This window comes from Xanthomonas floridensis, assembly GCF_001642575.1.
Classification (GTDB): Bacteria; Pseudomonadota; Gammaproteobacteria; order Xanthomonadales; family Xanthomonadaceae; genus Xanthomonas; species Xanthomonas floridensis.
Window position 1 is genome coordinate 80,155 of the sequence record NZ_LXNG01000014.1, and the last position, 24,320, is coordinate 104,474.

Annotated in this window: 21 protein-coding genes and 1 other RNA gene; 3 read left to right on the forward strand and 19 right to left on the reverse strand. The window is 66.1% G+C overall.

Annotation, left to right across the window (positions count from 1 at the left end):
- Positions 1 to 52 precede the first annotated feature (52 nt).
- The 9 genes from A7D17_RS09725 to A7D17_RS09765 all read right to left on the reverse strand — a co-directional run bounded on the left by A7D17_RS09725 (position 53) and on the right by A7D17_RS09765 (position 12,665).
- Complete coding sequence (locus A7D17_RS09725; RefSeq protein ID WP_064508889.1) at positions 53 to 952, reverse strand: hydrogen peroxide-inducible genes activator; 900 nt, start codon at positions 950 to 952, stop codon at positions 53 to 55.
- A gap of 92 nt (positions 953 to 1,044) precedes the next feature.
- On the reverse strand, positions 1,045 to 2,814 hold the full coding sequence (locus A7D17_RS09730; protein WP_064508890.1) for an ABC transporter transmembrane domain-containing protein: 1,770 nt from the start codon (positions 2,812 to 2,814) through the stop codon (positions 1,045 to 1,047).
- Complete coding sequence (locus A7D17_RS09735; protein ID WP_064508891.1) at positions 2,811 to 3,413, reverse strand: IMPACT family protein; 603 nt, start codon at positions 3,411 to 3,413, stop codon at positions 2,811 to 2,813. The genes A7D17_RS09730 and A7D17_RS09735 overlap by 4 nt, the downstream gene beginning before the upstream one ends.
- A gap of 242 nt (positions 3,414 to 3,655) precedes the next feature.
- Positions 3,656 to 4,249 (reverse strand): LOG family protein, encoded by a 594-nt coding sequence (locus tag A7D17_RS09740; protein ID WP_064508892.1) that lies wholly within the window; start codon positions 4,247 to 4,249, stop codon positions 3,656 to 3,658.
- 154 nt (positions 4,250 to 4,403) lie between these two features.
- Entirely contained in the window at positions 4,404 to 5,840 is a 1,437-nt protein-coding gene (gene lpdA / locus A7D17_RS09745) for a dihydrolipoyl dehydrogenase (RefSeq protein WP_064508893.1), read from the reverse strand.
- Positions 5,841 to 5,991: 151 nt separating this feature from the next.
- Entirely contained in the window at positions 5,992 to 7,206 is a 1,215-nt protein-coding gene (gene sucB, locus A7D17_RS09750; protein ID WP_064508894.1) for a dihydrolipoyllysine-residue succinyltransferase, read from the reverse strand.
- Positions 7,207 to 7,248: 42 nt separating this feature from the next.
- On the reverse strand, positions 7,249 to 10,077 hold the full coding sequence (locus A7D17_RS09755; protein ID WP_064508895.1) for a 2-oxoglutarate dehydrogenase E1 component: 2,829 nt from the start codon (positions 10,075 to 10,077) through the stop codon (positions 7,249 to 7,251).
- A 180-nt stretch (positions 10,078 to 10,257) separates the two neighbouring features.
- Positions 10,258 to 11,190, reverse strand: a complete 933-nt coding sequence (locus tag A7D17_RS09760; RefSeq protein ID WP_064508896.1) for a GNAT family N-acetyltransferase — start codon at positions 11,188 to 11,190, stop codon at positions 10,258 to 10,260.
- The gene (locus tag A7D17_RS09765; RefSeq protein ID WP_064508897.1) at positions 11,187 to 12,665 is read right to left on the reverse strand and encodes a ribosomal protein uL16 3-hydroxylase; all 1,479 of its coding nucleotides are present in this window, start codon (positions 12,663 to 12,665) and stop codon (positions 11,187 to 11,189) included. The genes A7D17_RS09760 and A7D17_RS09765 overlap by 4 nt, the downstream gene beginning before the upstream one ends.
- 264 nt (positions 12,666 to 12,929) lie before the next feature.
- Between A7D17_RS09765 and A7D17_RS09770 the strand changes: the two genes are divergently transcribed.
- A non-coding RNA gene (locus tag A7D17_RS09770) (sX9 sRNA) lies at positions 12,930 to 13,003 on the forward strand.
- A gap of 325 nt (positions 13,004 to 13,328) precedes the next feature.
- The gene (locus A7D17_RS09775; protein WP_064508922.1) at positions 13,329 to 13,592 is read left to right on the forward strand and encodes a PDZ domain-containing protein; all 264 of its coding nucleotides are present in this window, start codon (positions 13,329 to 13,331) and stop codon (positions 13,590 to 13,592) included.
- Positions 13,593 to 13,900: 308 nt separating this feature from the next.
- Here A7D17_RS09775 and A7D17_RS09780 read toward each other — a convergent pair whose 3' ends face one another.
- The 3 genes from A7D17_RS09780 to A7D17_RS09790 all read right to left on the reverse strand — a co-directional run bounded on the left by A7D17_RS09780 (position 13,901) and on the right by A7D17_RS09790 (position 17,470).
- A complete protein-coding gene (locus tag A7D17_RS09780) occupies positions 13,901 to 14,401 on the reverse strand; it encodes a DUF3060 domain-containing protein (protein ID WP_064508898.1) in 501 nt (166 codons plus the stop codon).
- 343 nt (positions 14,402 to 14,744) lie between these two features.
- Positions 14,745 to 16,112, reverse strand: coding sequence for an adenylosuccinate lyase (gene purB / locus A7D17_RS09785; RefSeq protein WP_064508899.1), 1,368 nt, complete (start codon positions 16,110 to 16,112; stop codon positions 14,745 to 14,747).
- A gap of 35 nt (positions 16,113 to 16,147) precedes the next feature.
- The gene (locus A7D17_RS09790) at positions 16,148 to 17,470 is read right to left on the reverse strand and encodes a hemolysin family protein (RefSeq protein ID WP_064508923.1); all 1,323 of its coding nucleotides are present in this window, start codon (positions 17,468 to 17,470) and stop codon (positions 16,148 to 16,150) included.
- A gap of 286 nt (positions 17,471 to 17,756) precedes the next feature.
- Here A7D17_RS09790 and A7D17_RS09795 point away from each other — a divergent pair, with 286 nt between their 5' ends.
- Complete coding sequence (locus A7D17_RS09795; RefSeq protein WP_064508900.1) at positions 17,757 to 19,160, forward strand: class II fumarate hydratase; 1,404 nt, start codon at positions 17,757 to 17,759, stop codon at positions 19,158 to 19,160.
- Between the two features lie 130 nt (positions 19,161 to 19,290).
- Here the strand turns inward: A7D17_RS09795 and A7D17_RS09800 are convergent, their stop codons facing one another.
- The 7 genes from A7D17_RS09800 to A7D17_RS22765 form a co-directional block, all read right to left on the reverse strand.
- Positions 19,291 to 19,713 carry a hypothetical protein gene (locus A7D17_RS09800; RefSeq protein ID WP_029220976.1) on the reverse strand — a complete coding sequence of 141 codons (423 nt, stop codon included), beginning with the start codon at positions 19,711 to 19,713 and terminating at the stop codon, positions 19,291 to 19,293.
- Between the two features lie 617 nt (positions 19,714 to 20,330).
- Positions 20,331 to 20,861: a DUF2884 family protein gene (locus tag A7D17_RS09805; RefSeq protein WP_064508901.1), complete on the reverse strand. Its 531-nt coding sequence runs from the start codon at positions 20,859 to 20,861 to the stop codon at positions 20,331 to 20,333.
- A 22-nt stretch (positions 20,862 to 20,883) separates the two neighbouring features.
- Positions 20,884 to 21,708 carry a DUF4097 family beta strand repeat-containing protein gene (locus A7D17_RS09810; RefSeq protein ID WP_064508902.1) on the reverse strand — a complete coding sequence of 275 codons (825 nt, stop codon included), beginning with the start codon at positions 21,706 to 21,708 and terminating at the stop codon, positions 20,884 to 20,886.
- Positions 21,709 to 21,718: 10 nt separating this feature from the next.
- Complete coding sequence (locus A7D17_RS09815) at positions 21,719 to 22,705, reverse strand: hypothetical protein (protein ID WP_064508903.1); 987 nt, start codon at positions 22,703 to 22,705, stop codon at positions 21,719 to 21,721.
- The gene (locus A7D17_RS09820; RefSeq protein ID WP_064508904.1) at positions 22,702 to 23,577 is read right to left on the reverse strand and encodes an ABC transporter ATP-binding protein; all 876 of its coding nucleotides are present in this window, start codon (positions 23,575 to 23,577) and stop codon (positions 22,702 to 22,704) included. The genes A7D17_RS09815 and A7D17_RS09820 overlap by 4 nt, the downstream gene beginning before the upstream one ends.
- The gene (locus A7D17_RS09825) at positions 23,574 to 23,936 is read right to left on the reverse strand and encodes a GntR family transcriptional regulator (protein WP_003483692.1); all 363 of its coding nucleotides are present in this window, start codon (positions 23,934 to 23,936) and stop codon (positions 23,574 to 23,576) included. The genes A7D17_RS09820 and A7D17_RS09825 overlap by 4 nt, the downstream gene beginning before the upstream one ends.
- Before the next feature lie 2 nt (positions 23,937 to 23,938).
- Positions 23,939 to 24,187 carry a hypothetical protein gene (locus A7D17_RS22765; protein WP_082861851.1) on the reverse strand — a complete coding sequence of 83 codons (249 nt, stop codon included), beginning with the start codon at positions 24,185 to 24,187 and terminating at the stop codon, positions 23,939 to 23,941.
- Between the last annotated feature and the right edge of the window lie 133 nt (positions 24,188 to 24,320).

Here is a 24,320-nt window from a genome sequence, read left to right on the forward strand (position 1 = left end):
AGTTACGGCGACAGGACAAGGCCGGTGCGCTTATTCGTTGTATAGGATTTTCCTATGCGGCTGCGGCGCGCAGCAACTCGGCGATCAAACCGAACGCTGGTGCACGTCCGGCGCCCTGGCGCCAGAGCAGGCCGATGTCGCGGTAATAGCGGCCGCCCTTGATCGGGCGCACCACCACATCGTCGCCTTCGCGGATTTCCTGGCGCACGTACAGGTCCGGCAGCAGCGCCAGGCCCATGCCCATGCCGGCCATCTGCCGGATCGCATCCAGACTCGTGCCTTCGTAATCGCGCAGCACATGCGCGCCGACATCCATCGCAATCGCGGCCACTTGTTCGGCCAGGCGATATTCCGGCATCAGCGTGAGCAGGTTGGCGCCGCGCAGATCGGCGGGGGTGATGTGGCGCTTGCTGCGCAGCGGGTGATCGGCGGCCATGGTCACGTGCAATGGCTCGCGAAACAGGCGCTCGCTGTGCAGGCTGCGGCCGGCCACCGGCAACTGCGCCAGGATCAGATCGTGTACGCCATTGGCCAGGTCGCTGGCGAGCATGGTCGGCAGGCCTTCGCGCACGTGCACGCGCAGCGCCGGATGTTCGCGGTGCAGGCGCGCCACCAGGCTGGGCATCAGATAGGCGCCCAGCGTTGGCGAGACGCCGAGCCGGATGGTGCCGATCAGGGTATCGGCCGAGGTGGCGCGCACGTCTTCCAGGTCGGCCACGTCCAGCAGGATGCTGCGCGCGCGGTCGCGCAGGTCGCGTCCCAGCGGGGTCAGGATCGCCGGCACGCCACGTTCGAACAGCGGCGCGCCGATGATGGTCTCCAGCGCGCGGATCTGTTGCGACAGCGACGGCTGTGAGACGCCCATCTGCTCGGCTGCGCGGGTGAAGCTGCCGGTGTCGGCCAGTGCAACGAAATAGCTGAGCTGGCGGATGGTGGTTCTGGGGCGGGCCATGGCGAGCTCAGTGCGTTGGGTGGAGCGGGGCACGCCGCCCGCGTCGGGCCGCCATACGAAACAGGGCAGCGGGTGTGGGCCTCATCCAGCGGTCATTGATCGATGAACTGCAGCCGTGCCAGTTCCGCATACAGGCCGCCTTCGGCGATCAGCTGTGCGTGTGTGCCCTGCGCGACGATGCGGCCGGCATCCATGACCACGATGCGGTCGGCCTTGAGCACGGTAGCCAGGCGATGCGCGATGACCAGGGTGGTGCGGCCCTGCATGAGCCGGTCCAGCGCTTGCTGCACGGCGCGCTCGCTCTGCGCATCCAGTGCGCTGGTGGCCTCGTCCAGCAGCAGGATGGGCGCGTCCTTGAGCAAGGCGCGCGCAATCGCCACACGTTGTTGTTGGCCGCCGGACAGGCGCGTGCCGCGCTCGCCCAGTTCGCTGGCGTAGCCCTGCGGCAGCGCCCGGATGAAGACATCGGCTTCGGCAGCCGCTGCGGCGGCTTCCACCTCCGCGTCGCTGGCCTGCAGCCGGCCGTAGCGGATGTTGTCGGCGGCACTTGCGGCGAACAGCGTGGGTTGCTGCGGCACCAGCGCAATGTGTTCGCGCAAGCGCACCGGGTCGGTGTCGCGCAGGTCCACCTCGTCGATGCGCACGCGGCCACTCACCGGGTCATGGAAGCGCAGCAGCATCGACAGCACCGTGCTCTTGCCGGCGCCGGAGGGGCCGACCAGAGCCACGGTCTCGCCGGGGCGGACATGCAGGTCGAAGCGATCCAGTGCCGGCGCATCGGGACGCTGCGGGTAATGGAACACCACCTGGTCGAAATGGATCGCGCCATGCAGCGGCTGCGGCAACGGCGTGGGTGTGGCCGGTGCCACGATCGCCGGCTGTTCGTCGAGCAGTTCGCCAACGCGGCCCATGCCGCCGGCTGCGCGCTGCAGCTCGTTCCAGACCTCGGCCAATGCGCCGACCGAGCCGCCGCCGATCAGGGCATACAGCACGAACTGGCCCAGCGTGCCTGGAGTCATGCGGCCGGACACCACGTCGTGCGCGCCCAGCCACAGCACGCTGACGATGGCGCCGAAGATCAGCATGATCGCCACCGCGGTGACGCCTGCCTGGGTGCGTACCCGCAGCCGTGCCGTGTCGATGGCGGACAACAGCGCCTGGCTGAAACGCTGGCTTTCGTACTGCTCGCGCGCATGCGCCTGCACCGTGCGCACCGCGCCCAGGGTTTCGGCGGCCAGTGTATTGGCATCGGCCACGCGGTCCTGGCTGGCGCGCGAGATCTTCTGCAGCCGGCGCGCGCCCAACACGATCGGCAGCACCGCCAGCGGGATGCCGATCAGGGTGAAGCCGGCCAGGCGGGGGCTGGTAACGAACAGCATCACCATGCTGCCGATGACCGTCACCGAGCTGCGCAATGCCACCGACATGGTGGTGCCGATCAAGCCACGCAGCAGTTCGCTGTCGGCCGACAGCCGCGACACCAGTTCGCCGCTGCGGCTACGGTCGTGAAAGCCGGCGTCGAGCCCGATCAGATGCGCATACAGGCGGCCACGCAGGTCGGCGACGACCTTTTCGCCCAGCAGCGAGACGAAGTAGAACCGCGCCGCCGTGGCCAGTGCCAGTACCACCGCAACCGCGAACAGCAGGGCGAATGCCTGGTTGATCTGCGCCCCGCCGGAGAAGCCATGGTCGATCATGCGCTTGACCGCGGCCGGCAGGCTCAGCGTGGCCGCCGAGGAAATCGCCAGCGCGATCAGCCATGCGGCGAACAACCCGCGCTGGCGCTGCACGAACGGCCACAGGGTGCGCAGGCTGCCAAGCTTCCGCAATGGATTGGGCCTGGCGGCGGCTGGCTGATTCATGCGGCTTCCGGTGTTGAGAGGTGGACACGGTTGCGAGTGGCGTCGCACAAACGGGTTTTCAAGCCTGCAAGCTGATCTGCAGGCACTTGCACGCGCAATGCCGCGCCATCAGCATCGAAACGCTCGTCCAACTTGTCGGCGTGGAAGGCGACCAAGGCGGCATGCACCAGCCCCAGGTCGTCGAACCGACAGTGCAGATCCAGCAGCGTCAGCGCGATCAATGGCCGCCGCGTCGCCAGCCGCAGGCACTCGGCCGCAGTGCCGCCATAGGCGCGCACCAACCCGCCGGCACCGAGCTTGATGCCGCCGTACCAACGGGTGACCACCACCACGACGCGATCAAAGCCCTGGCCATCGATCGCCGCCAGGATCGGCCTGCCCGCCGTCCCGCTGGGCTCGCCATCATCGCTGGAGCGGTACTCCTGACCGAAACGGTAGGCCCAGCAGTTGTGGGTCGCATCGGGCGCCGACACGCGCTGCACGATCTCCAGCGCCTGCGCGGAAGAGTCCAGTACACCGGCGTGGGCCAGAAAGCGACTGTGCTTGATGTCCAGGCTGTGGTGCGCGTCAGCGGCAAGGGTATCGAGCATCGCCGTCATTCTATGCGAGGCAACGATGCCGGTTGCGGCAGTCAGCGTGACTGCCGTTGCAAGCTGGCAGGCCGGGGCAATCGGGACGAGGTGTGTCTTGGGCGACGCACCGTTGCGGTGCGTCGGATAGTGGTTACCGACATCGCGCCTGGCGTGTGTTCGGGCGGATGCATCATGCGTCTGCTGGCGGCGTATGCGCGCGCTCGTAGGAAGCGGCGCACGCGAGGCCGCGCGAGGCCGGGAGATCTTGATTACACCAGCGTGGAGCGGCGCTTCTCGTCGATCCACTTCGAGGCCTGGGCCGGCGTGTAATGCTGCATCCATTCCAGCATCTGCGCGATGTCGCTGCCGTACCACAGGTCTGTGCGCTGATCCGGATGCAGGAAGCGCTCTTCCACCATGCGATCGATCATGCCGATCAGCGGCGCGTAGAAATTTTCGATATCCAGGAAGGCGCAGGGCTTGTTGCCGATGCCGAGCTGGCGCCAGGTCAGCATTTCGAAGATCTCTTCCATGGTGCCGAAGCCGCCGGGCAGGGCAACGAAGGCATCGGAGAGTTCGAACATGCGCATCTTGCGCTCGTGCATGGAGCCGACGATTTCCAGCGTGGTCAGCCCGCGGTGCGCCACTTCCCAATCGGCCAGCTGCTGTGGAATGACGCCAGTCACTTCGCCGCCGGCAGCCAGTACCGCATTGGCCACCGTGCCCATCAAGCCGACATTGCCGCCACCGTAGACCAGACGCAGGCCCTGTGCAGCAATACGCTGGCCCAGCGCAGTGGCGCGTTCGACATAGGCGGGTTTGTTGCCGGCATTGGAGCCGCAATAGACGCAGATGCTTTTCATGGGATGGGAATCGGGAGTAGGAAATTGGGAATGGGTAAAAGCAGAAACGAAAGCCGGAACGCATGACGCCGGACCTAGGTCCGGCGTCAGCATGAAGAGCGAGGCGATGGGAACGCTCTTAACCATTCCCGATTCCCCACTCCCGATTCCCGGCTTAATTCGCCTTATGAATCGCGCGCTTGCTCACGGCCATGGCGGCGTCGTGGATCGCTTCGGACAGGGTCGGATGCGCGTGGCAGATGCGTGCCAGGTCATCGGCCGAGCCGTTGAATTCCATCGTCAGCACGCCTTCGTGCACCAGCTCGGAGACGCCCACGCCCACCAAATGCATGCCCAGCACGCGGTCGGTTTCGGCATCGGCGATGACCTTGACGAAGCCGGCCGGCTCGCCCATGGCCACGGCACGGCCGATCGCCGCGAACGGGAAGCTGCCGGCCTTGTAGGCGACGCCTTCGGCCTTCAACTGCTGCTCGGTCTTGCCGACCCAGGCAATCTCCGGCTCGGTATAGATGACCCACGGAATGGTGTCGAAGTTGACGTGGCCGGGCAGGCCGGCGATCAGCTCGGCGACCGCGATGCCTTCCTCGAAGCCCTTGTGCGCCAGCATCGGCCCGCGCACGCAGTCGCCGATGGCCCACACGCCGTCGACGCCGGTATGGCAATGGCCATCGACCTCGATCTGGCCGCGGTCGGTCACCTTGACGCCGGTGCCGTCGGCCAGCAGGTTCTTGGTGGCGGCCTTGCGGCCCACGGCCACCAGCAGCTTGTCCACGGTCAGGGTCTGCTCGCCGGCGCTGTCGGTGTAGCTGAGCACCACCTGCTTGGCATCGCCGCTGCCGGTGATCTCGGTCTTGCTGACCTTGGCGCCCAGCTTGATGTCCAGGCCCTGCTTCTTGAATTCCTTCAGCGCGGTCTTGGCCACTTCGGCATCGGCCAGCGCCAGGAAGTCCGGCAACGCTTCGAGGATGGTGACCTCGGCGCCCAGGCGCTTCCACACGCTGCCCAGCTCCAGGCCGATCACGCCGGCGCCGATCACGGCCAGGCGCTTGGGCACGGCGGTGAAGTCCAGGCCGCCGACGTTGTCGACGATGGTGTCGCCGTCGAACTTGGCGAACGGCAGCTCGATCGATTCCGAGCCGGCCGCAAGGATCACGTTGGTGCCCTTGAGTTCGATTTCGCCGCCTTCGTGCTGGGCGACCTTGACGATGTTGCCCGGCAGCAGCTGGCCGAAGCCGTAGTACGGGGTGATCTTGTTCGCCTTGAACAGCATCGCGATGCCGCCGGTGAACTGCTTCACGATCTTGTCCTTGCGGCCGATCATGGTGGGCACGTCCATCTTGGCGTCGTTGAAGCTGATGCCGTGGTCGCCGAACAGGTGACCCATGTTCCAGAACTGGCGCGAGGAATCCAGCAGCGCCTTGGATGGAATGCAGCCCACGCGCAGACAGGTACCGCCCAGCGCCGGCTTGCCGTCCTTGCCGAGTGCGGCGTCGATGCAGGCGACCTTCATGCCCAGCTGGGCCGCGCGAATCGCCGCGTGATAGCCGGCCGGGCCAGCACCGATGACGACGACGTCGAATTGTTCGCTCATTTCATTTGCTCACGGGAATGGGGAATAGGGAATGGGGAATCGCAACAGCGCATGCGTGCGCCTGTCGTGTCCCATCCAGGTCCAGGCGGGAATGGAGCAATCGAGGGGGCGCTTGTCCCATTCCCGACTCTCCATTCCCGATTCCCGGCGCTTACAGGCCGAACAACATCCGGCCCGGGTTTTCCAGCTGATTCTTGATGTCGACCAGGAACTGCACCGAGTCCTTGCCGTCGATGATGCGGTGGTCGTAGGACAGTGCCAGATACATCATCGGGGCGATCACGACCTGGCCGTTCTCGGCGATCGGGCGCTCCTTGATCGCGTGCATGCCCAGGATGGCGCTCTGCGGCGGGTTGATGATCGGGGTGGACAGCAGCGAGCCGAAGGTGCCGCCGTTGGTGATGGTGAACGTGCCGCCCTGCAGGTCGTCCAGGCCCAGCTTGCCGGCGCGCGCCTTGGCGGCGTAGTCGGCAATGTCCTGTTCGACGTCGGCGAACGACTGGCGCTCGACATTACGCAGCACCGGCGTGACAAGGCCCTTGTCGGTCGACACCGCGATCGAGATGTCGCTGTAGCCGTGATAGATGATGTCGTCGCCGTCGATCGAGGCGTTGACCAGCGGGAAGCGCTGCAGCGCGTTGGCGGCGGCCTTGACGAAGAAGCTCATGAAGCCGAGCTTGATGCCGTGCGCCTTCTGGAACTCGTCCTGCAGTTCCTTGCGCGCGGCCGACACCTTGGCCAGGTTCACTTCGTTGAAGGTGGTCAGCATCGCGGTGGAGTTCTTGGACTCCATCAGGCGCTTGGCGATGGTCTTGCGCACGCGGGTCATCGCCACGCGCTCTTCCGGACGGGCGCCCGAGGCCTTGCCCACGCCACCGGCCTTGGCGAAGTTGACGATGTCTTCCTTGGTCACCGCGCCGCGGCGGCCGGTGCCTTCGACCTGCGCCGGATCCACGCCCTGGGTGATCGCGGAGAAACGCGCGCCCGGAGGCAGTGCATCGGCAGCGGACTTGGACGCAGGTGCCGGTGCAGCGGCGGGAGCCGGTGCCGGAGCGGCGGCCGGTGCAGCAGCGGCCGGCGCCGGTGCGTCGGCCTTCTTCTCTTCAGCCGGCGCGGCAGCGGCAACCGCGCCTTCTTCAATGATCGCCAGGATCTGGTTGCTGGTGACCGTGCTGCCGGCTTCGAACTTGATTTCCTTCAGCACGCCGTCGACCGGCGAAGGAACTTCCAACACGACCTTGTCGGTTTCCAGGTCGACCAGATTCTCGTCGCGCTTGACCGCTTCACCGGCCTTCTTGTGCCAGCTGGCGATGGTGGCGTCGGAAACGGATTCGGGCAGTACCGGAACTTTGACTTCGGTGGCCATTCGGGGAGCGTCCTAGGGTTTTCGTTCTTTGGGGAAGAGGAGTTATTCAGCGACTTGGTCGTTGAACGGGTTGAGTAGCGCATCGGCAACCAGCTTCTGCTGTTCGGCGATGTGGTCGGCCATGTGGCCGGCGGCAGGCGAGGGCGAACGGGCACGGCCGGCGTAATGCAGGCTCTGACCGCTTGCCAGGCAGAAGTTCAGATGGTGGCGGATCTGGTACCACGCACCCTGGTTCTGCGGTTCTTCCTGGCACCACACCACGTCAGTGGCGTTGGCATAGGCCTTGAGTTCGGCGGCCAGCTGCGCACGCGGGAACGGATACAGCTGCTCCACGCGCAGGATCGCAACGTCGTCCTGGCCACGCTTGGTCTGGTCTTCGAGCAGGTCGTAATAGACCTTGCCCGAGCACAGCACCACGCGCTTGACCTTGCCGGCGTCGGCCTTGGCGTCGGGAATCAGGTGCTGGAACTCGCCCTCGGCCAGTTCTTCCAGACTCGACACCGCCAGCTTGTGGCGCAACAGCGACTTGGGCGTCATCACCACCAGCGGCTTGCGGGTGGTCATGCGCATCTGGCGGCGGATCATGTGGAAGCACTGCGCCGGGGTGGTCGGCACGCACACCAGCATGTTCTCCAGCGCGCACAGCTGCAGGAAGCGCTCCAGGCGTGCGGAGCTGTGCTCCGGGCCTTGCCCTTCGTACCCGTGCGGCAGGAACAGCGACAGGCCCGCGATGCGGCCCCACTTGGCTTCGCCGGCGGCGATGAACTGGTCGATCACCACCTGCGCGCCGTTGGCGAAGTCGCCGAACTGCGCTTCCCAGATGCACAGCGCATTCGGGTCGGTTGTCGAGTAACCGTATTCGAAGCCCATCACCGCTTCTTCGCTCAGCAGCGAGTCGATGACGGTGGCGTCTTCGGGGTTCTGCACCAGCTGGCGCAGCGGCAGGTAATAGTTGTCGGTCTTCTGATCATGCAGGATCGCATGACGATGGAAGAACGTGCCGCGGCCGGCGTCCTGGCCGACCAGGCGCAGCTTGTGGCCTTCGGCCAGCAGCGTGGCGTAGGCCAGGTTCTCGGCGAAGCCCCAGTCGCCGAGCTGGTCGCCAGCGGCCATCTTGACGCGATCTTCGTAGATCTTCGCCACGCGGGCATGCAGCTCCACGCCCTCGGGAATGGTGGTGATCAGCTTGGCCAGACGGTCCAGCTGGTCGCGCTTGACGCGCGTGTCGACCGGGTCAGCGGCGGTGCCGACCAGATACTTGGACCAGTCGATGGCGAATTCGTCCGGCTTGCGCTTGGCCAGTTCCGTGGTGTATTCGCCTGAATCCAGCTTGTTGCGGTAGCCGTCCACCAGCGCCTTGGCCTCGTCGGCGCTCAGCACGCCGTCGCTTTCCAGCTTGGCGGCATACAGCTCGCGGGTGGTCTTGTGCTTGCGGATGGTCTGGTACATCACCGGCTGGGTCGCTGCCGGTTCGTCGGCTTCGTTATGGCCCCAACGGCGGTAGCAGACCAGGTCGATGACCACGTCCTTCTTGAACTGCTGGCGGAATTCGTAGGCCAGCTTGGACACGAACATCACCGCGTCCGGGTCGTCGCCGTTCACGTGGAAGACCGGCGCGCCGATCATCTTGGCCACGTCGGTGCAGTACAGCGTGGAGCGGGCATCGTCGCGGGTGCTGGTGGTGAAACCGATCTGGTTGTTGACCACGATGTGCACGGTGCCGCCGACCGCGAAACCGCGCGCCTGCGACATCTGGAACAGCTCCATCACCACGCCCTGGCCGGCGAAGGCGGCATCGCCGTGGATCAGGATCGGTAGCACGGTCTTGCGTTCGGCATCGCCGAAGCGTTCCTGACGCGAGCGCACGCTGCCGACCACGACCGGGTCGACGATTTCCAGGTGCGAGGGGTTGAACGCCAGCGCCAGATGCACCTGCTTGTCGGTGCCAACGGCGATGTCGGCCGAGAAACCCATGTGGTACTTGACGTCGCCGGTGTGCGCGCGGTCGTCATGGGCATGCTCGAACTTGCCTTCGAATTCGTCGAACAGCTTGCGCGGGTTCTTGCCCAGCGTATTGACCAGCACGTTGAGGCGGCCGCGGTGGGCCATGCCGATCACGATGTCCTTGACCTGATCGTTGCCGGACTGGCGAATGATCTCGTCCATCATCGGGATCAGCGAATCGCCGCCTTCCAGCGAGAAGCGCTTCTGGCCGACATACTTGGTGTGCAGGTAGCGCTCCAGGCCTTCGGCGGCGGTGAGCCGCTCCAGGGTGCGCTTGCGGCTGGCCGCATCGCCGGCGATCTTGCCGCCGGCATCTTCCAGGCGCTTGTAGATCCACTGGCGCTGGTCGAATTCCTGGATATGCATGAATTCGGCGCCGATGGTGCTGGCATAGGTCGCCTTCAGGCGCACCAGCAGGTCCTTCAGCTTCATCCGCGGCTGGCCGCCGACGCCGCCGGTGCTGAACTCGCTGTCCAGATCCGCCTGCGAGAGGCTGTGGAACGGCAGGTCCAGATCGGGCGGATTGACCGGCGGGGTCAGGCCGAGCGGGTCCAGCTGCGCGCCCAGATGGCCACGCGCGCGGTAGGCAGTGATCAAGCGGCCGACGTTGCGCTCGCGTTCGTCACTGGCGCCCGCACCGGTCCCGGCGTTGGCTGCTTGTTTGGAGGCAGTGAGGATATGGGCGATGGCCGCCGAGTGCGGGACATCACCGGCATTGCGACCTTCGAAGCCATCGAAGTAGCTCTTCCACTTCGGATCGACACTGTCCGGGGCGACGAGGTACTGCTCGTACAGATCCTCGATGTAGGCGGCGTTGCCGCCGGCGAGCTGCGATGACTGCGCGAACTGCTTTAGGAGATTATCCACGATGGTAAGTCGGGTCTGCTGTGGGGATGATTGTGCGGAAGCGGCAGGGCAAGATGCCTTGTCGGTCGGTCTCAAATCTTGAAAAATTATACCCCCTTGCGCTTGTGAGGGGGCGTCTGCGAGCTGACCGGCGGGGTAGACCACTTGCGTGCGCGCCTACGTGCGAGGGGCCCTGCGGCATCAGATGCCAAGTGCACGCGGTTCGTTCCAAAGTGCGCTGCGCTCCCATATCTGCGCGAATTCGCGCTCCAGCTGGCGGCTGCGGGCCGCGCCGGACAGCCAGGTTTCGCCGTCGTCGTAGCGATGACCTGTTGGACGAAAGTAGTAGGCGTCGTCGCCCACCACGTAGGCCGACGCATAGCTGGTATCGACCGGATCGCTGACCGCGCGGAACCGGAACACGCTGGGCAGGCGTTGCGCCAGGCGCAGCATGGCGCTGCTGCTGGCAGTGGCGCTGGCGGTGTCCTGCACCAGCACCTGCACCCGCTTGTCGTGGCGGGCGGTGGCGAAGCGGCGCAATGCGTCCAGCACCGCCGCGTTGTCGAACAGCGGTGGATCCAGGGCGCGGGTATAGATCAGCACCTGCCGACGTGCGCTGCACAGCAAGCCGGTGGTGGCGGCCAGGGCGGCGCCGAGGGTATCCACCGCCATCGGGCCGTCGAGCCGGCGATGGACCGGGGTGCCGGGTGCATCGCCGATGTCGACACTGCGGTCGGGTGGCAGGTCTGCAGGGCCGTCGGGAAGAAAGCCCTGGCGTGCGAAAACCGCCTGGGCGCCTGCCGTGACGCGGGCCTGCAGGCGGGGCCAGCCACGCTGGGCGGCGCTGCCCACGGCGGCGGCGAGCAGTTGGTCGGACAGGCCGCGGCGGCGCCAGTCCGGCACTAGGCCGAGCCGGTCGATGCGCCGGTCCGGGGTCAGCCGGACCGAGGCGACCAGTTGGCCCTCCTCGGTCCGCGCGGCCAGGTGCAGGCTGAGCGGGTCCAGCGCGTCCCACTCGGTTTCGACCGGACCGCACGGAGCCGCGCTGCCCCAGGCCCGGCGCAGCGCACGCAGGGCGGCGGCGTCGGTGGCAGGGTCCAGCGAAACGATCCGTGGCCTGCCGTGCGGGCTCATGTGCGCGGAGAGCTGCCTTCGTCTTCGTCGCTGTCGGAGACATCTTCGCCGTCCTCGTCCTGGCCCTCGCCGAGGGCCGCTTCGGCCGCATCGACGCGCTCCTCCGGGGTGTCCGCATCGTCGGCGACCTCTTCCACATCCGCGTCGTGGTCGATGGCGTCGTCGGCTTCCACGCTATCGGCATCGTCATCTGCGTCGTCGTGATCGGCCGACACGCCCAGCGCAGCTGCCTGTGCGTCGTCGATGTCCTCAATGTCCTCGTGCGTGTCGTCATGGGCGCGCTGGTAATGGCCCTGGGCCAGCAGCTCCAGCACCACCTCGCGACCGCGCGCCGACAGCTGCCCGTAGAGCGTGCCATCGATGGCTTCGGCTGCCGCCAGGCGAGCGGCGTCCTTGGCCGACAGCGCGAATTCCAGTCCGCTGCAGAACAGGGTGGCGCCGCGCTTGGCCCGCCGCCAGGCCAGCCGCGACCACGGGTGGCGATACAGCACCACGCCTTCGTCCAGTGCCTGTTCCACTGCCTCGCGCGGAATCGGCTCGGGTGCCGGCACCACGTCGCCGGAGGCGCGGTAGGTGGTCATGAAGCGGCCGAACCAGTCGCCCAGGCGATCGGGGTCGTTCATGCGCAGGGCATTGAGCGCGGCGACCACGCGGTTCATCGCAGTGACGTCGATCTCGTACGGGTCGGCCGGTACCTTCAGGTCTTCGTCGTGATAGCGCACCGCTTCGTCGGCATCTGCGATCAGGGTGTCCAGATAATCGCCGATCAGCTCGGCCGAAGAGGGCGCGCGGGTGCCGATGGAGAAGGTCAGGCAAGGATCTTCGGCCACGCCGTGGTGCGGGATCAGCGGCGGCAGGTACAGCATGTCGCCCGGGCCCAGCACCCAATCGTGGGTGGGCTTGAAGTCGCGCAACAGCTTGAGGTCGACATCGTCGCGGAATGCCTGCGGCGTGGGCTTGCGGCCCTGCGAGGCACGTGCGTCGATCTGCCAGCGGCGGTGGCCCTGGCCCTGCAGCAGGAACACGTCGTAGTGGTCGACATGCGCGCCGACCGAACCGCCGGTGGCGGCGAAGCTGATCATGATGTCGTCGATGCGCCAGCGCGGCAGGAAACGGAACTGCTCCAGCAGGCCGCGCACATCGGCGTCCCATTTATCCACGTCCTGCACCAGCAAGGTCCAGTCATGGTCGGGCAGGCCGGGGAAGTCGGTTTCCTGGAACGGGCCGGTGCGCACGTCCCAGCCATCGGTGGCGCGGTCGTGGCTGATCAGCCGCGCCAGCACGCCATCCTCGCAGGCCAGCCCGGCCAGGTCTTCCGGCTGCAGCGGCGAGACGAAGTCCGCGAACGCATTGCGGATCAGCAGTGGGTGCTTGTGCCAGTAGGTGCGCAGGAAGCGCTCCACCGGCATGCCCAGCGGCTGACCCGGACGGGCCTGGACTTCGATGACGGGAGGGTTTGCCTTGCGTGCAGCCATGGGGGTTCCTTGCAGGGGATCGATGAAGTGCCGGCGGCGCAGGCCGGGCCTGCGCGTAACGGGACTATTGTCCGATGCCTGCGCCGGATCTGCACCTGTACGCGGCGGCGCGGACAGGCAGGGCTTCAGGGATGTGGTGAAGGTGGGCCTGTGCGGCCGATCCGCGGCGCCTGCGTAGCGCGGTATGGGTGAGCCCGCCATCAAGAGCAGCCAGCAAGACTCCTATGCAGTGACCAGGCGGGCGCGGCCGCTGCTCGGAGCGATCTCTGCCACTCGGACACTGCGGTTCCTTGGCGCCGTCCACACCCATCGACGACTGCTCGCTGCGTTTTTTTGCTGACCGCTCTGAGGTGCGTCACGGCGGCAAGGCCTGGCGCTGCGCGTGGAGATGCCCTGCGTGGCCGGGTCGATGGCACCGGCACTGAGGCGGGGTGGGCGATGTGGGCCCGCTGCAATATCGTCTGGCAGGGTGCCCGATGGCACATGAGGCCGCCGCGGCCTGCGCGACACACTGCGCCACCGCAGTGGTCGTACTGCTTGTCAACAAGGATGGATGTGATGCGCCGTTGGAGACTGGGTGTGCTGGTGCTGGTTGCCATGCTGGGCATGAGCGGTGTCGTGCAGGCGGACGACGCGAAAGGCTGGTTCGGCTTGAGTTTTGCGGTGGAAAGCGAAGGGCTTTCGTTCAATCCCACACTGACCTCGGTGACCATCGACTCGGTCAAGCCGGCATCGCCTGCCGCGGCGGCCGGCCTGCAGGTGGGCGATGCGATCGTGTCGGCGCAGGGCATCCCGGTGGCGGGCAGCAAGGCCGATGTGCTCAAGGCCGCGGTCAATCGCAAGGTCGGGGAATCACTGCGCTTCATGATCGTGCGGGGGACCGCCAAGCCGCGCGAGGTGACGCTGGTGGCAGCGCGTCGTCCCTGACGGCTGGCGATACATCGGTTGCGGTGAATCGGTGAGTGCGACGCCTTGCAACATGGCGCTGACCGAGGCCGGGATATCGGCGCAAGCCATAGCCGTGGCAACAGCCCTTGGTCCCAAGGGAACCGTCAGTGCGCAGCGTCGGTAGCGGCGCTGCGCACCTGGAGCAGCCAGCAACTGCTGCATAGACGCCAGGCGGGCGTGGCCGGCGCACGGAATCGGCATGGACCCACGCGTATCTCCGATGCTGAGCGCGCCGTCCATCCGCCTGACGACTGCTCGCTAGGTTCTGGTAGCCGATTCCAGCTGGCTTACATCACCTTGTTGCCACTGCCGCTGTCGTCCAGTGTCGGCTTGCTGGAGGGGTTGACGGTGTTGTCGTTGCCGGAAAATCGGACTTGCTTTACTTCGCGTGCCAACACCAGGTTCTTGTTGCCCTGGATGTCCACGCTGTCCACATTGGTCAGATTCAGCGTGTTGTCGTGACCGGTCACGCTGAGCTGGCCGAGCTGTCTGTTGAGCACAGTGAAGTTGCTGCCTTCCACGCGGATGCTGCGTGCGTTGTCCAGATTCATCGCGCCGCGTGAGGCGGTGATGGTCACTGCGCCGCAGTTGCCATGCAGGATCCATTCGCTGTCGTCGCGGGTCAGGCGGACATCCTTGCCACCGCAGTCTGCGCCGCTGGCCGGGTCGGTGAGGGTGGAGGACATGGCCGATACCGTCTGCGCGGCGGGGCCGTCGGCACCGCAGCCGCTGAGTGCGGCGATGCTGGACAGCGCAAACAGCGACGTGAAACTCCGAACTGCACGCATGGGTGGCCCCTCGCTTGGATGAGGCCGGCACCATAGCAGTCAGGCCGGGAAGCGCCGTTGACGCCGGCTCGACGCCTGGGGAGTGCCGATCAATCCGGCCATGCTTCCCGTTCGGGATGGCGGCGGACACGCGACCATCCATCGTGCGTCCGCAGTGGCCGCGCCCGCACGGCACGGCCATTACCTGCGTTCCATCCGCCTGGAGCGACCCACAACACGTCGCATGCAGTAATCAGGTGGAATGAATGGTGCGCTCGGAACCGGAGCGCACCCGTGGTGCATGTCGATTCCGGGCGCCGCTCGCGCCCGTCCGGTGGTTGCGCCCCCGTCTTGCTGGCGGCGTTTAGATCGCGCGCGCCAACTGCTCGGCCAGGCCGGTGTAGCCGCCCGGAGTGAGTGCACGCAGGCGCTGCTTGTCGTCTTCCGGCAGCTGCAGGCTTTCCACGAAGGCCTGCATCGAGGCGGCGGTGATGCCCTGGCCGCGTGTCAGCGCCTTCAATTGCTCGTACGGGTTGGGGAGGCCGTGGCGGCGCATCACCGTCTGCACGGCTTCGGCCAGCACTTCCCAGGCCGCGTCCAGGTCCGCGTCCAGGCGCTCCGGGTTGACGGTCAGCTTGCCCAGGCCCTTGGCCAGCGAATCCAGCGCCACCTGGGTGTGGCCGAACGCCGTACCGAGCGCGCGCAGCACCGTGGAGTCGGTGAGGTCGCGCTGCCAGCGGCTGATCGGCAGCTTGGCGGAAAAGTGTTCGAACAAGGCGTTGGCGATGCCGAAATTGCCTTCGGCATTTTCGAAATCGATCGGGTTGACCTTGTGCGGCATGGTCGAGGATCCGACTTCGCCTTCCTTCAACTTCTGCTTGAAGTAGCCCAGCGAGATATAGCCCCAGATATCGCGCGCCAGATCGATCAGGATGGTGTTGGCGCGGCGGGCGGCATCGCCGATCTCGGCGACGTTGTCGTGTGGCTCGATCTGGGTGGTGTAGGGGTTGAACACTAGGCCCAGGCTTTCGACGAACCGCTGCGCGAACGCAGCCCAGTCCAGCTGCGGGTACGACACCAGGTGCGCGTTGTAGTTGCCGACCGCGCCGTTGATCTTGCCGGTCAGTTCCACCGCCGCGATCTGCTTGCGCTGGCGTTCCAGGCGCGCCACCACGTTGGCGATTTCCTTGCCCAGCGTGGTGGGCGAGGCGGTCTGGCCATGCGTGCGCGAGAGCATGGGCTGGGCCGCCTGCGCATGCGCCAGGCTGCGCAACGAAGCAACGATGCCGTCCAGCGTGGGCAGCAGCACCTCGCGGCGTGCCTGCTCCAGCATCAGGCCGTAGCTGAGATTGTTGATGTCCTCGCTGGTGCAGGCAAAGTGCACGAATTCCAGTGCCGGGCCCAATTCGGCGTCGTCGGTGAGCTGCTCCTTGATGAAGTACTCCACCGCCTTGACGTCATGGTTGGTGGTGCGCTCGATCTCCTTGACGCGGGCGGCATGGGTGACGCTGAAGCCATCGGCCAGCGCACGCAGGCGCTGCGCGGCGCTCTCCGAAAACGGCGCCAGCTCGGCGATCCCCGGTTCGGCGGCCAGGGCCAGCAGCCACTCGATCTCGACCTTCACCCGCGCCTTGATCAGGCCGTATTCGGAGAAGATCGGGCGCAATGCATCCACCTTGGAGGCGTAGCGGCCGTCGAGCGGGGACAGGGCGAGCAGGGCGGAATCCGACATGGGCAGGGCACTGGGAAGCTGGCGGGGCCAATATTCTACGCCGCCCCGGCCCCGGCTTCGCCCACCGGCCGCACGGTCACCGCCTGGATGCGGTGGCCGGCCATGCGCCGTACCGTCAGTGCATGGCCGTCCAGCTCCAGGGTTTCGCCTTCCTCGGGTAGCCGCTGCAGTTGATGCACGATCAGCCCGCCGACCGAATTGACATGGTCCGGCGCGCTCAGGTCCTGGCCGAGCAGGCGCTCCAGGCGGAAGATCGAGGTGCTGCCGGCCACCAGCAGGGAGCCGTCCTGGCTGCGGATCGGGGCATCGCGCACCACGTGACGGTGTTCGTCCTCGATTTCGCCAACCACCACTTCCAGCAGGTCTTCCAGGGTGAAGAAGCCCAGGATGCGGCCTTCGTCTTCCACGCACAGCGCCAGATGGGTGGTGCCGGTGCGGAATTGCTCCAGCGCATGGGGGATCGGGGTTTCCAGGGTCAGCAGGGTGGCCGGGCGCAGCAGCGGGCGCAGGTCGTCCAGATCCTGGCCGCGTGCCATCGCCACCAGCAGGTCCTTGGTATGCAGGATGCCCAGCACCTGCTCGCCGTCGGTGTCGAACCAGGGGTAGCGGCTGTAACGCGACTCGCTGAATTCGGCGAGCACCGTATCCAGGCTCATGCCCTCGCGCAGGCTGCGCATGTGCTCGCGCGGGCGCATCAGGTCGCCGGCCACCAGGTCCGGTAGCTCCAGTGCGTGGCTCATCAGTGTCAGCCCATGGTCGGGCGCGGGGGCATTGGGGTCCTGGCGCCCCACGATCAGCTTGAGTTCCTCGCGCGAGTAGCGGTGCGACTGATGTTCGACATCGCCCCACCCCAGCAGCCGCAACAGGCCGTTGGCACTGGTGTTGAGCAGCCAGATCGCCGGGAACATGATCCAGTAGAAGACATACAGCGGCGCCGCGGTCCACAGCGACATCCGCTCCGGGCGGCGGATCGCCATGGTCTTGGGCGCCAGTTCGCCCAGCACGATGTGCAGGAACGAGATCAGGCTGAAGGCGATCGCCAGCGCGGTGAACTGTGCCGCTTCCGGCGACAGGCCAAGCCTGTCGAACAGTGGCTGCAGCAGATGCGCGAATGCCGGTTCGCCCACCCAGCCCAGGCCGAGCGAGGCCAGGGTGATACCCAGCTGACAGGCCGACAGATACGCATCCAGGTGCGCATGCACGCCGAGCAACAACCGCCCGCGCCACCCATTGTTCTGTGCCAGGCCCACCGCCTGGGTATGCCGCAGTTTGACCAATGCAAACTCGGCGGCAACGAAGAATCCGTTCAACAGCACCAGCAGCAGCGCGACGAACAGCAGCAAGACGTTACCGAGCATGTCCACCTCCGCAACGATCGACTGCAACGCCCGAATGCATCAGCGCGGGCAGGGGCGAAACGGTGGCGGATACAGCGAAGAACGACACGCTCGGTGCGTTTCTACAGTCAGGGTCGTCGCCCATGGCGGCGTGGTACCTCGAATGGATGAACCGGCAGTCTAGCCCACGCATTGCGACGACACCGTCGCAACGTACCTGGCGAGTATCGTAGACGGCCTCGCCAGCGTGGGTGCGCCCGCGGCCAGCCATTGCGTCACCACAGATCACCGATTGCGGAGAGTGCAGATGAGCGAACGTTTCAGGACCGAACACGACAGCATGGGCGAATTGCAGGTGCCCGCCGATGCGCTATGGGGCGCGCAGACCCAGCGCGCCGTACAGAACTTTCCGGTCTCCGGTCAGCCGATGCCGCGCGGTTTCATTCGCGCGCTGGGGCTGATCAAGGCCGCTGCGGCGAGCGTCAATGCCGACCTGGGGCTATTGCCGAAGGCGATCGCCAGGAGCGTGCAGGACGCGGCCTTGCAGGTGGCCGAAGGCGCGCACGATGCGCACTTTCCGATCGATGTGTACCAGACCGGCTCGGGGACCTCGTCCAACATGAATGCCAACGAGGTCATCGCCACGCTGGCCACGCGGGCCGGCAAGTCCGCAGTGCATCCCAACGATCACGTCAATCTGGGACAGAGCTCCAATGACGTGGTGCCTACCGCGATCCGTGTCTGCGCCCTGCTTGCGGCGCAGGAACACCTGCAGCCGGCGCTGAAGCATCTGCGCAAGACCATCGACAAGCGCGCCAGGTCGCTGGACAAGATCGTCAAGACCGGCCGCACCCACCTGATGGATGCGATGCCGCTGACCTTCGGGCAGGAATTTGGCGCCTGGTCTGCGCAACTGAGCTCGGCGCAGGAGCGGATCGACGACGCGCTCAAGCGCCTGCGTCGTCTGCCGCTGGGCGGAACCGCCATCGGCACCGGCATCAATGCCGATCCGCGCTTTGGCGCGAAGGCGGTCAAGGCCTTGTCGACGCTGAGCGGAGCCAGGTTCGACAGCGCGGAAAACAAGTTCGAAGGGCTGGCCGCGCAGGACGATGCGGTGGAGTTGTCCGGCCAGCTCAATGTGCTGGCCGTGGCGCTGATCAAGATCGCAAATGATTTGCGCTGGATGAATGCCGGGCCGTTGGCCGGGCTGGGCGAGATCGAGCTGCCTGCGCTGCAGCCGGGCAGCTCGATCATGCCGGGCAAGGTCAACCCGGTCATTCCCGAGGCTACCGTGATGGCCTGCGCCCAGGTGATTGGCCACCACACCGCGATTACCGTGGCGGGGCAGACCGGTAATTTCCAGTTGAACGTGACCCTGCCGCTGATTGCCTACAACCTGCTGGATTCGATCACGTTGCTGGGCAATGTGTCGCGGCTGCTTGCCGATAGCGCCATTGCCGGCTTGAAGGTGCGCCAGGAGCGCGTGCGCGAGGCGCTGGATCGCAATCCGATCCTGGTCACCGCGTTGAATCCCATCATCGGCTACGAAAAAGCGGCCGCTATTGCCAAGCGCGCCTACAAGGAGCAGCGCCCGGTGCTGGAGGTGGCCAAGCAGGACAGCGGACTGAGCGAAGCCGAATTGCGCCGGTTGCTGGACCCGGCCGCGCTGACGCGCGGTGGCATCCACGCCGGTGGCGGTGGCGGCGGCTGATCGCCGCCAGCCATGGAAGGTGTGCATGCGGTCTTGCCGTCGACGCGGCAAGACCGGTGGCGTAACGGGGCGGGGCATCGTGCCCGCCGCCTGCGATCGAAGCGTTATCGCAACTGCGCGGCTGCGTGGCTCAGTGCCGTTCGGCCTGGACGTTCCCGAAGCTTTCGCGGTACGGCTGCAGCGGCGGGATTTCTTCCAGCAGCTCGGTACTGAGCCGCTGGATTTCCGGCGTCGCGGTCAGCTTGATCGACTTGTAATCCGGGTCCGGGCCGGCGTCGTTGACCGCCTGCTGGCGCAGCATCTGCAGATGCCCGAACAGCAGTTGCAGCTTGGCGCGGGTCGGCTCCTTCTGCGGTAGCGCGATATCGTCGATCTTGAGCGTGCCGTCCGGAGTGATCTCCGCATTGGCGGCAGGCGGGCGACGGATCATCACCGACTGCGTGGTGATGGCGACACGCGGCTTGCCACGTTCGGCACGCCGGGACGACTGATCGCCGCAGGCGGCGAGTGTGCACAGCAGCAGCGCCATGCAGAGCATCACGAACTTGTTCATGGGATCGGTGGGTCGAGGGGAGCGCACTAGTGTAATCCCGCCGCGGTCTGCGGGTGCCGGCGCGTGGGCGCGGCAGGGCTGACAAAATGTCGCAGGGGTGCGCCCACGAGCGGTTGAACCGCAGCCTTGGCGTATGCCGCTGACGCGTTGCATGTTCACCCGTGCGCAGAGTGCCGGCCGGTGGCCGCGGCGATGTCCGACCAGTTCAAATGCAGTGGCCGCGAGCACGGCGGCGGTCGCCGCGTAGCGACGCCGCTGCCTCACTCTGATCGAATCAGCAGTGTCAGAAAATGTCGGATTGCGTGGTCACCGATTGAATGACCAGGCTGCCGCAACAGTGCCATCGTGCTGCAACTGAGCCGCCCCTGGTGTCCGCAAACGGCCGTACCAGCCCGGCCGATGCCGATCTGGAAGCGCCGCTGGCGACGGACCAACAAGGGCTGACAACACGGCTGCGTCACTGCCGGGCGGGCGTGGCAGGTGCCCGGAGTGGCATCTGCCACTCGTGCCTTCCGGTTATGAGCGCGCTTTCCATGCGCACCTGACCACTGCACGCTCCGTCCTGTCAGCGCTCAGAGCCGGCGCCAGACGCCAGACGAACAATCCGCACGCCGCCCTCAATCGCGGCAGTCTGCAACATCCTTCTGGGTGAGATTGGCATAGGGGCCGAACTCGGGCACCGCACTGGCTGCCGCATCCTGCGCCCCGCGCAGCTTGTCCAGCTGATCGCAGATCAGCTTGGCCTTCTGTTTGAAGGTCTCCGCTTCGGCTTCGATCTTGTCGCCGATCTGGTCCGGGTTGCCGCTCAGCACGCCTTTGAGCGCCTCACCGGCGGCATGTGCGCCGAATGCCGCGCCCTGCGTGCCGATATCGATGCCCTTGGCCGCAACGCCCTGGATCTGCGCGTAGTAATTGCGCATCGCCTGATGCTGCACGTCGTTCAAGTTCACCGGTTTGCCGTCGATGCTGAGCGCACCGTCGGCACTGATGGTCGCCGCCGGCAAGCCGCTGCGCTTGAGCGTCACGCTCTTGCCGTTGAAGGTCACGCCGCCGCTGTCGTTCTCGCCCGACACCACCACCTTCGGCTCGGACTTGCCGCAGCCCACCAGCAACACGCTGGCCATTACCGCAGAAATAAGCAGTTTCATAAGTTATCCCCCGAATGAAGATTTACTTGTCCGCCGGCACGCGCACGGCGCCGCCCACACCGCTGGCGCTGATGTCGCCGCTGCCCTTGCGCACAAGGCTCACATCGCCACTGACCTTGCGCACATGAATCGACCCGGAGCTGATCGCCTCGACCCGGACGCTTCCCTGCACGTCCTCGATCTCCAACTCGCCCGACCCCACGGTGCCAACGGTGACGTTGCCTGCCACGTCGCGCAGTTTGACGTCGCCGGAGCCGACCGTGCCGACGTCGGTTGCGCCATGGATCTGCTTTGCCTTCAGGTCGCCCGAGCCCACCGCCAGCACACGCAGCGCACCGATATCCTCCAGCTCGATGTCGCCGGAGCCCACCTTGGCGGTGACACGTCCCTTGCTGCGGCGGACGATCATATCGCCCGAACCGACATCGGCGCTGACGGATGCGGCACCGGTGATCTCGGCATCACCGGAACCCACATCGAACTGCACCAGCAGGGTGTTCGGCACGCTGCCGCGCAGGTCCAGATACGAATAGTTTTCGCCGATGGACATGCGGATCAGGCGGTCTTCGGCCAGGGTCACCACCAGCTTGTCGCCGACCCGCTTCTGGGTCACGGTCAGCTGCTTGAGCAGCTCGGCCTTGGCCGCGCAGGCACGGCCGTGCAGGCGTCCGCCGGTACCGGGCGCGGCGTCCATACGCAGGTCGTTGGAGGCGACTTCGAACAACACCGACTTCACTCCCGCCAGTTGCAAGTCCAGGCTGCGCGGCTCGGAGAACCTGCATTGCTCTTCGGCAGCCGCGGCGCCGGGCAATGCGAACAGAAGGGCCAGGGTCAGGGGCAGGCGCATGGGATGTCCTTCAGGCTTCGGAGCGCCGGCGGCGCAGGTAGATGGAGGCGACGATCAGGGCCACACCGATGGCGGCACCGATCCAGATGTCGGCATTGCCGTAGACGCGTACGCTGTCGGTGTGCTGCAGGGCCCACTGCACCAGGTCGCTGGGATTCTGCATGGCGCTGCTGTCCAGGTTGCCGCTGACTGCACGCGGCGACCAGGTGCCTGGCAGCGCGCTGAGCAGGCCGCGGTAGCCGACGATGTACCAGATCCAGCCGATCGGCAGCGACACGCCCGGCATCGCCGACAGGATGCTCAGCATCACGCAGGCCAGCAACGGGAACAGCACCGCCCACAGGAACGGCTTGCTGTTGGCCCAGGCCGAGCAGAACATCAGCCAGCCAACGGTGGGCAACGACCACAGCAGGCTCATCGGCACGGTCTTGAGCAGCAACCAGAGCATCGCGAACGGATGCGAGTGGGTGGCCATCGCCCAGGGGCTGGGTGCACCGGCGATCAGGGCACCGCCGATGGCGATCAGCCACAGCGCCAGGCCTACCACCAGGCCGATCGCGATGGCGATCAGCGGCGCCAGCAACAGCGCCCAGGCCGCCTTCGACAGTACCGTCTGGACATCCGACACCGGCAGCGATTTCCAGAACAGTACGCTGCGGTCGCGGCGATCGTCGTACAGGCTGCCCAGTGCGTAGAAGAACACCACGAAGGCCAGCACCACCGAGGCGATGCCGATCCCGCCCAGCAGCAGGCCGTCGCCAACCTGGCCCAGGGTGCGGGTGTACTCGGCCATGTCGTCCAGGTTGACGCTGTCGCCAACCATGTTGCGGCGCGCGGTGATCGCACCGATCACGGCCCCCAGCAGCGCGAAGAACACGGCGATACCGCCGGTGATCACCTGCGCCCAGACGAAGCCGCCACGGTGTTCCCAGTATTCGCGTTTGAGTAGCCAGCCAAAGGTGCGGGCGGGCGATGCGTGCGTGGTCACTGCGTTCATGCGTAGGTCCCCTTCATGACGGCAACAAACAGGTCGGCCAGGCCGGGATTGCGGGTTTCTCCAAAGCCGGCGAGCTGTGCCTTGGGCACCCCATCGAACAGCATCACGGTCTTGCCGAACGGCAGGCTGCGCTCATCGATCGGCTTGAGCGCACGCACGGCATCCAGATGCTCGGCACCGACCAGTACCTCGGTATAGCGTTCGGCAACGTCTTCCATGTCGGCGGTCAACACGATGCGGCCATCGCGGATGAACATCACATCGGTCAGGATGTGTTCGATCTCTTCCACCTGGTGGGTGGTGACGATGATGGTCTTCTGCTCGTCGAAGTAATCCTCCAGCAGGCGCTGGTAGAACTGCTTGCGGTACAGGATGTCCAGCCCCAGGGTGGGTTCGTCCAGCACCAGGATGCGCGCGTCGATGGCCATCACCAGCGCCAGATGCAGCTGCACGATCATGCCCTTGGACAGCTCGCGCACCCGCGACTTGCGGTTGAGCTGGGTGTTGGCCAGGAAGCGCTCGCACTTGGCACGGTCAAAGCGCGGGTGCACGCCGGCGACGAAGTCGATCGCTTCGCCTACCCGCAACCAGCGTGGCAGCACCGCCACGTCGGCAATGAAGCAGACCTCGTTCATCAGCGCGTTGCGCTCGGTGCGCGGGTCCATGCCCAGCACCTTCAAGTCGCCGTCGAAATCGGTCAACCCCAGCACGGCCTTGAGCGCGGTGGTCTTGCCGGCGCCGTTGGGGCCGATCAACCCGACGATGCGACCGGCGGCGATGGTGAAGCTGGTGTTGTCCAGCGCCAGCCGGTGTTTGTAGGCCTTGCGCAGGCCGCGTGCGTCGACGACATGGTCGGTGGAGACGGCGGTCATGGTGTTTTCCCCTGTGGCAACAGATCGTCGATGGACAGGCCCAGCCGCTGGATCCGCTCCAGCACCGCCGGCCATTCTTCATTCAAGAAGCGCTCGCGTTCGCTTCCGCGCAGCTTCTGTGCCGCTTCCGGGGTCATGAACATGCCCAGGCCGCGGCGCTTTTCCACCAGGTTCTCGTCGGCCAGTTCCTGGTAGGCGCGCGAGACGGTGATGGGATTGAGCTGGTAGTCCGCCGCCACCTGGCGCACCGAGGGCAGGGCGTCTCCGGGCTTGAGGATTCCATCGAGCATCATGGCAATGACCCGTTCCTTGAGTTGGCGATAGATGGGAGCGCCGTCGCTCCATTGGATGTCGTTCATGATCAGCTCCGTGGGCGCAGAACCTGCGCGAAGGAGAAATAGGGCATCGACAGCGAAGCGCGCAGATGCCGGCCTGGCCGGGTGCGCTCTTCGGGGGGAGTTGTCGCGTTTTCCGTAACCGCCTCCGACACGCCATAATCGGCGCCGGACTCCGTCACCTGACTGGAAGCGGCTCCCAGCCAACCAAGAACACACAGGGTGCTGCCGAACAGCAACAGCGGAACTGGTCGCGTGACACGTGTGCTGTTCATGCTTTCCCCCTGCGTTGGATGACTGGTGTTGTATTCAACTATAACACCGACACGCAGGCAGTCAACTCCCTGTCATACCCAACGGATGGCACCCCGCACGCAACGGGTCGCCCACCCACTTTCGAGGACCTGC

What these genes read in the sequence shown, in the direction of transcription:
- A7D17_RS09725 (WP_064508889.1), bottom strand. Translation starts at nt 952, where the DNA reads ATGGCCCGCCCCAGAACCACCATCCGCCAGCTCAGCTATTTCGTTGCA.
- A7D17_RS09730 (WP_064508890.1), bottom strand. Translation starts at nt 2,814, where the DNA reads ATGAATCAGCCAGCCGCCGCCAGGCCCAATCCATTGCGGAAGCTTGGC.
- A7D17_RS09735 (WP_064508891.1), bottom strand. Translation starts at nt 3,413, where the DNA reads ATGACGGCGATGCTCGATACCCTTGCCGCTGACGCGCACCACAGCCTG.
- A7D17_RS09740 (WP_064508892.1), bottom strand. Translation starts at nt 4,249, where the DNA reads ATGAAAAGCATCTGCGTCTATTGCGGCTCCAATGCCGGCAACAAACCC.
- lpdA (WP_064508893.1), bottom strand. Translation starts at nt 5,840, where the DNA reads ATGAGCGAACAATTCGACGTCGTCGTCATCGGTGCTGGCCCGGCCGGC.
- sucB (WP_064508894.1), bottom strand. Translation starts at nt 7,206, where the DNA reads ATGGCCACCGAAGTCAAAGTTCCGGTACTGCCCGAATCCGTTTCCGAC.
- A7D17_RS09760 (WP_064508896.1), bottom strand. Translation starts at nt 11,190, where the DNA reads ATGAGCCCGCACGGCAGGCCACGGATCGTTTCGCTGGACCCTGCCACC.
- A7D17_RS09765 (WP_064508897.1), bottom strand. Translation starts at nt 12,665, where the DNA reads ATGGCTGCACGCAAGGCAAACCCTCCCGTCATCGAAGTCCAGGCCCGT.
- A7D17_RS09780 (WP_064508898.1), bottom strand. Translation starts at nt 14,401, where the DNA reads ATGCGTGCAGTTCGGAGTTTCACGTCGCTGTTTGCGCTGTCCAGCATC.
- purB (WP_064508899.1), bottom strand. Translation starts at nt 16,112, where the DNA reads ATGTCGGATTCCGCCCTGCTCGCCCTGTCCCCGCTCGACGGCCGCTAC.
- A7D17_RS09790 (WP_064508923.1), bottom strand. Translation starts at nt 17,470, where the DNA reads ATGCTCGGTAACGTCTTGCTGCTGTTCGTCGCGCTGCTGCTGGTGCTG.
- A7D17_RS09795 (WP_064508900.1), top strand. Translation starts at nt 17,757, where the DNA reads ATGAGCGAACGTTTCAGGACCGAACACGACAGCATGGGCGAATTGCAG.
- A7D17_RS09800 (WP_029220976.1), bottom strand. Translation starts at nt 19,713, where the DNA reads ATGAACAAGTTCGTGATGCTCTGCATGGCGCTGCTGCTGTGCACACTC.
- A7D17_RS09805 (WP_064508901.1), bottom strand. Translation starts at nt 20,861, where the DNA reads ATGAAACTGCTTATTTCTGCGGTAATGGCCAGCGTGTTGCTGGTGGGC.
- A7D17_RS09810 (WP_064508902.1), bottom strand. Translation starts at nt 21,708, where the DNA reads ATGCGCCTGCCCCTGACCCTGGCCCTTCTGTTCGCATTGCCCGGCGCC.
- A7D17_RS09815 (WP_064508903.1), bottom strand. Translation starts at nt 22,705, where the DNA reads ATGAACGCAGTGACCACGCACGCATCGCCCGCCCGCACCTTTGGCTGG.
- A7D17_RS09820 (WP_064508904.1), bottom strand. Translation starts at nt 23,577, where the DNA reads ATGACCGCCGTCTCCACCGACCATGTCGTCGACGCACGCGGCCTGCGC.
- A7D17_RS09825 (WP_003483692.1), bottom strand. Translation starts at nt 23,936, where the DNA reads ATGAACGACATCCAATGGAGCGACGGCGCTCCCATCTATCGCCAACTC.
- A7D17_RS22765 (WP_082861851.1), bottom strand. Translation starts at nt 24,187, where the DNA reads ATGAACAGCACACGTGTCACGCGACCAGTTCCGCTGTTGCTGTTCGGC.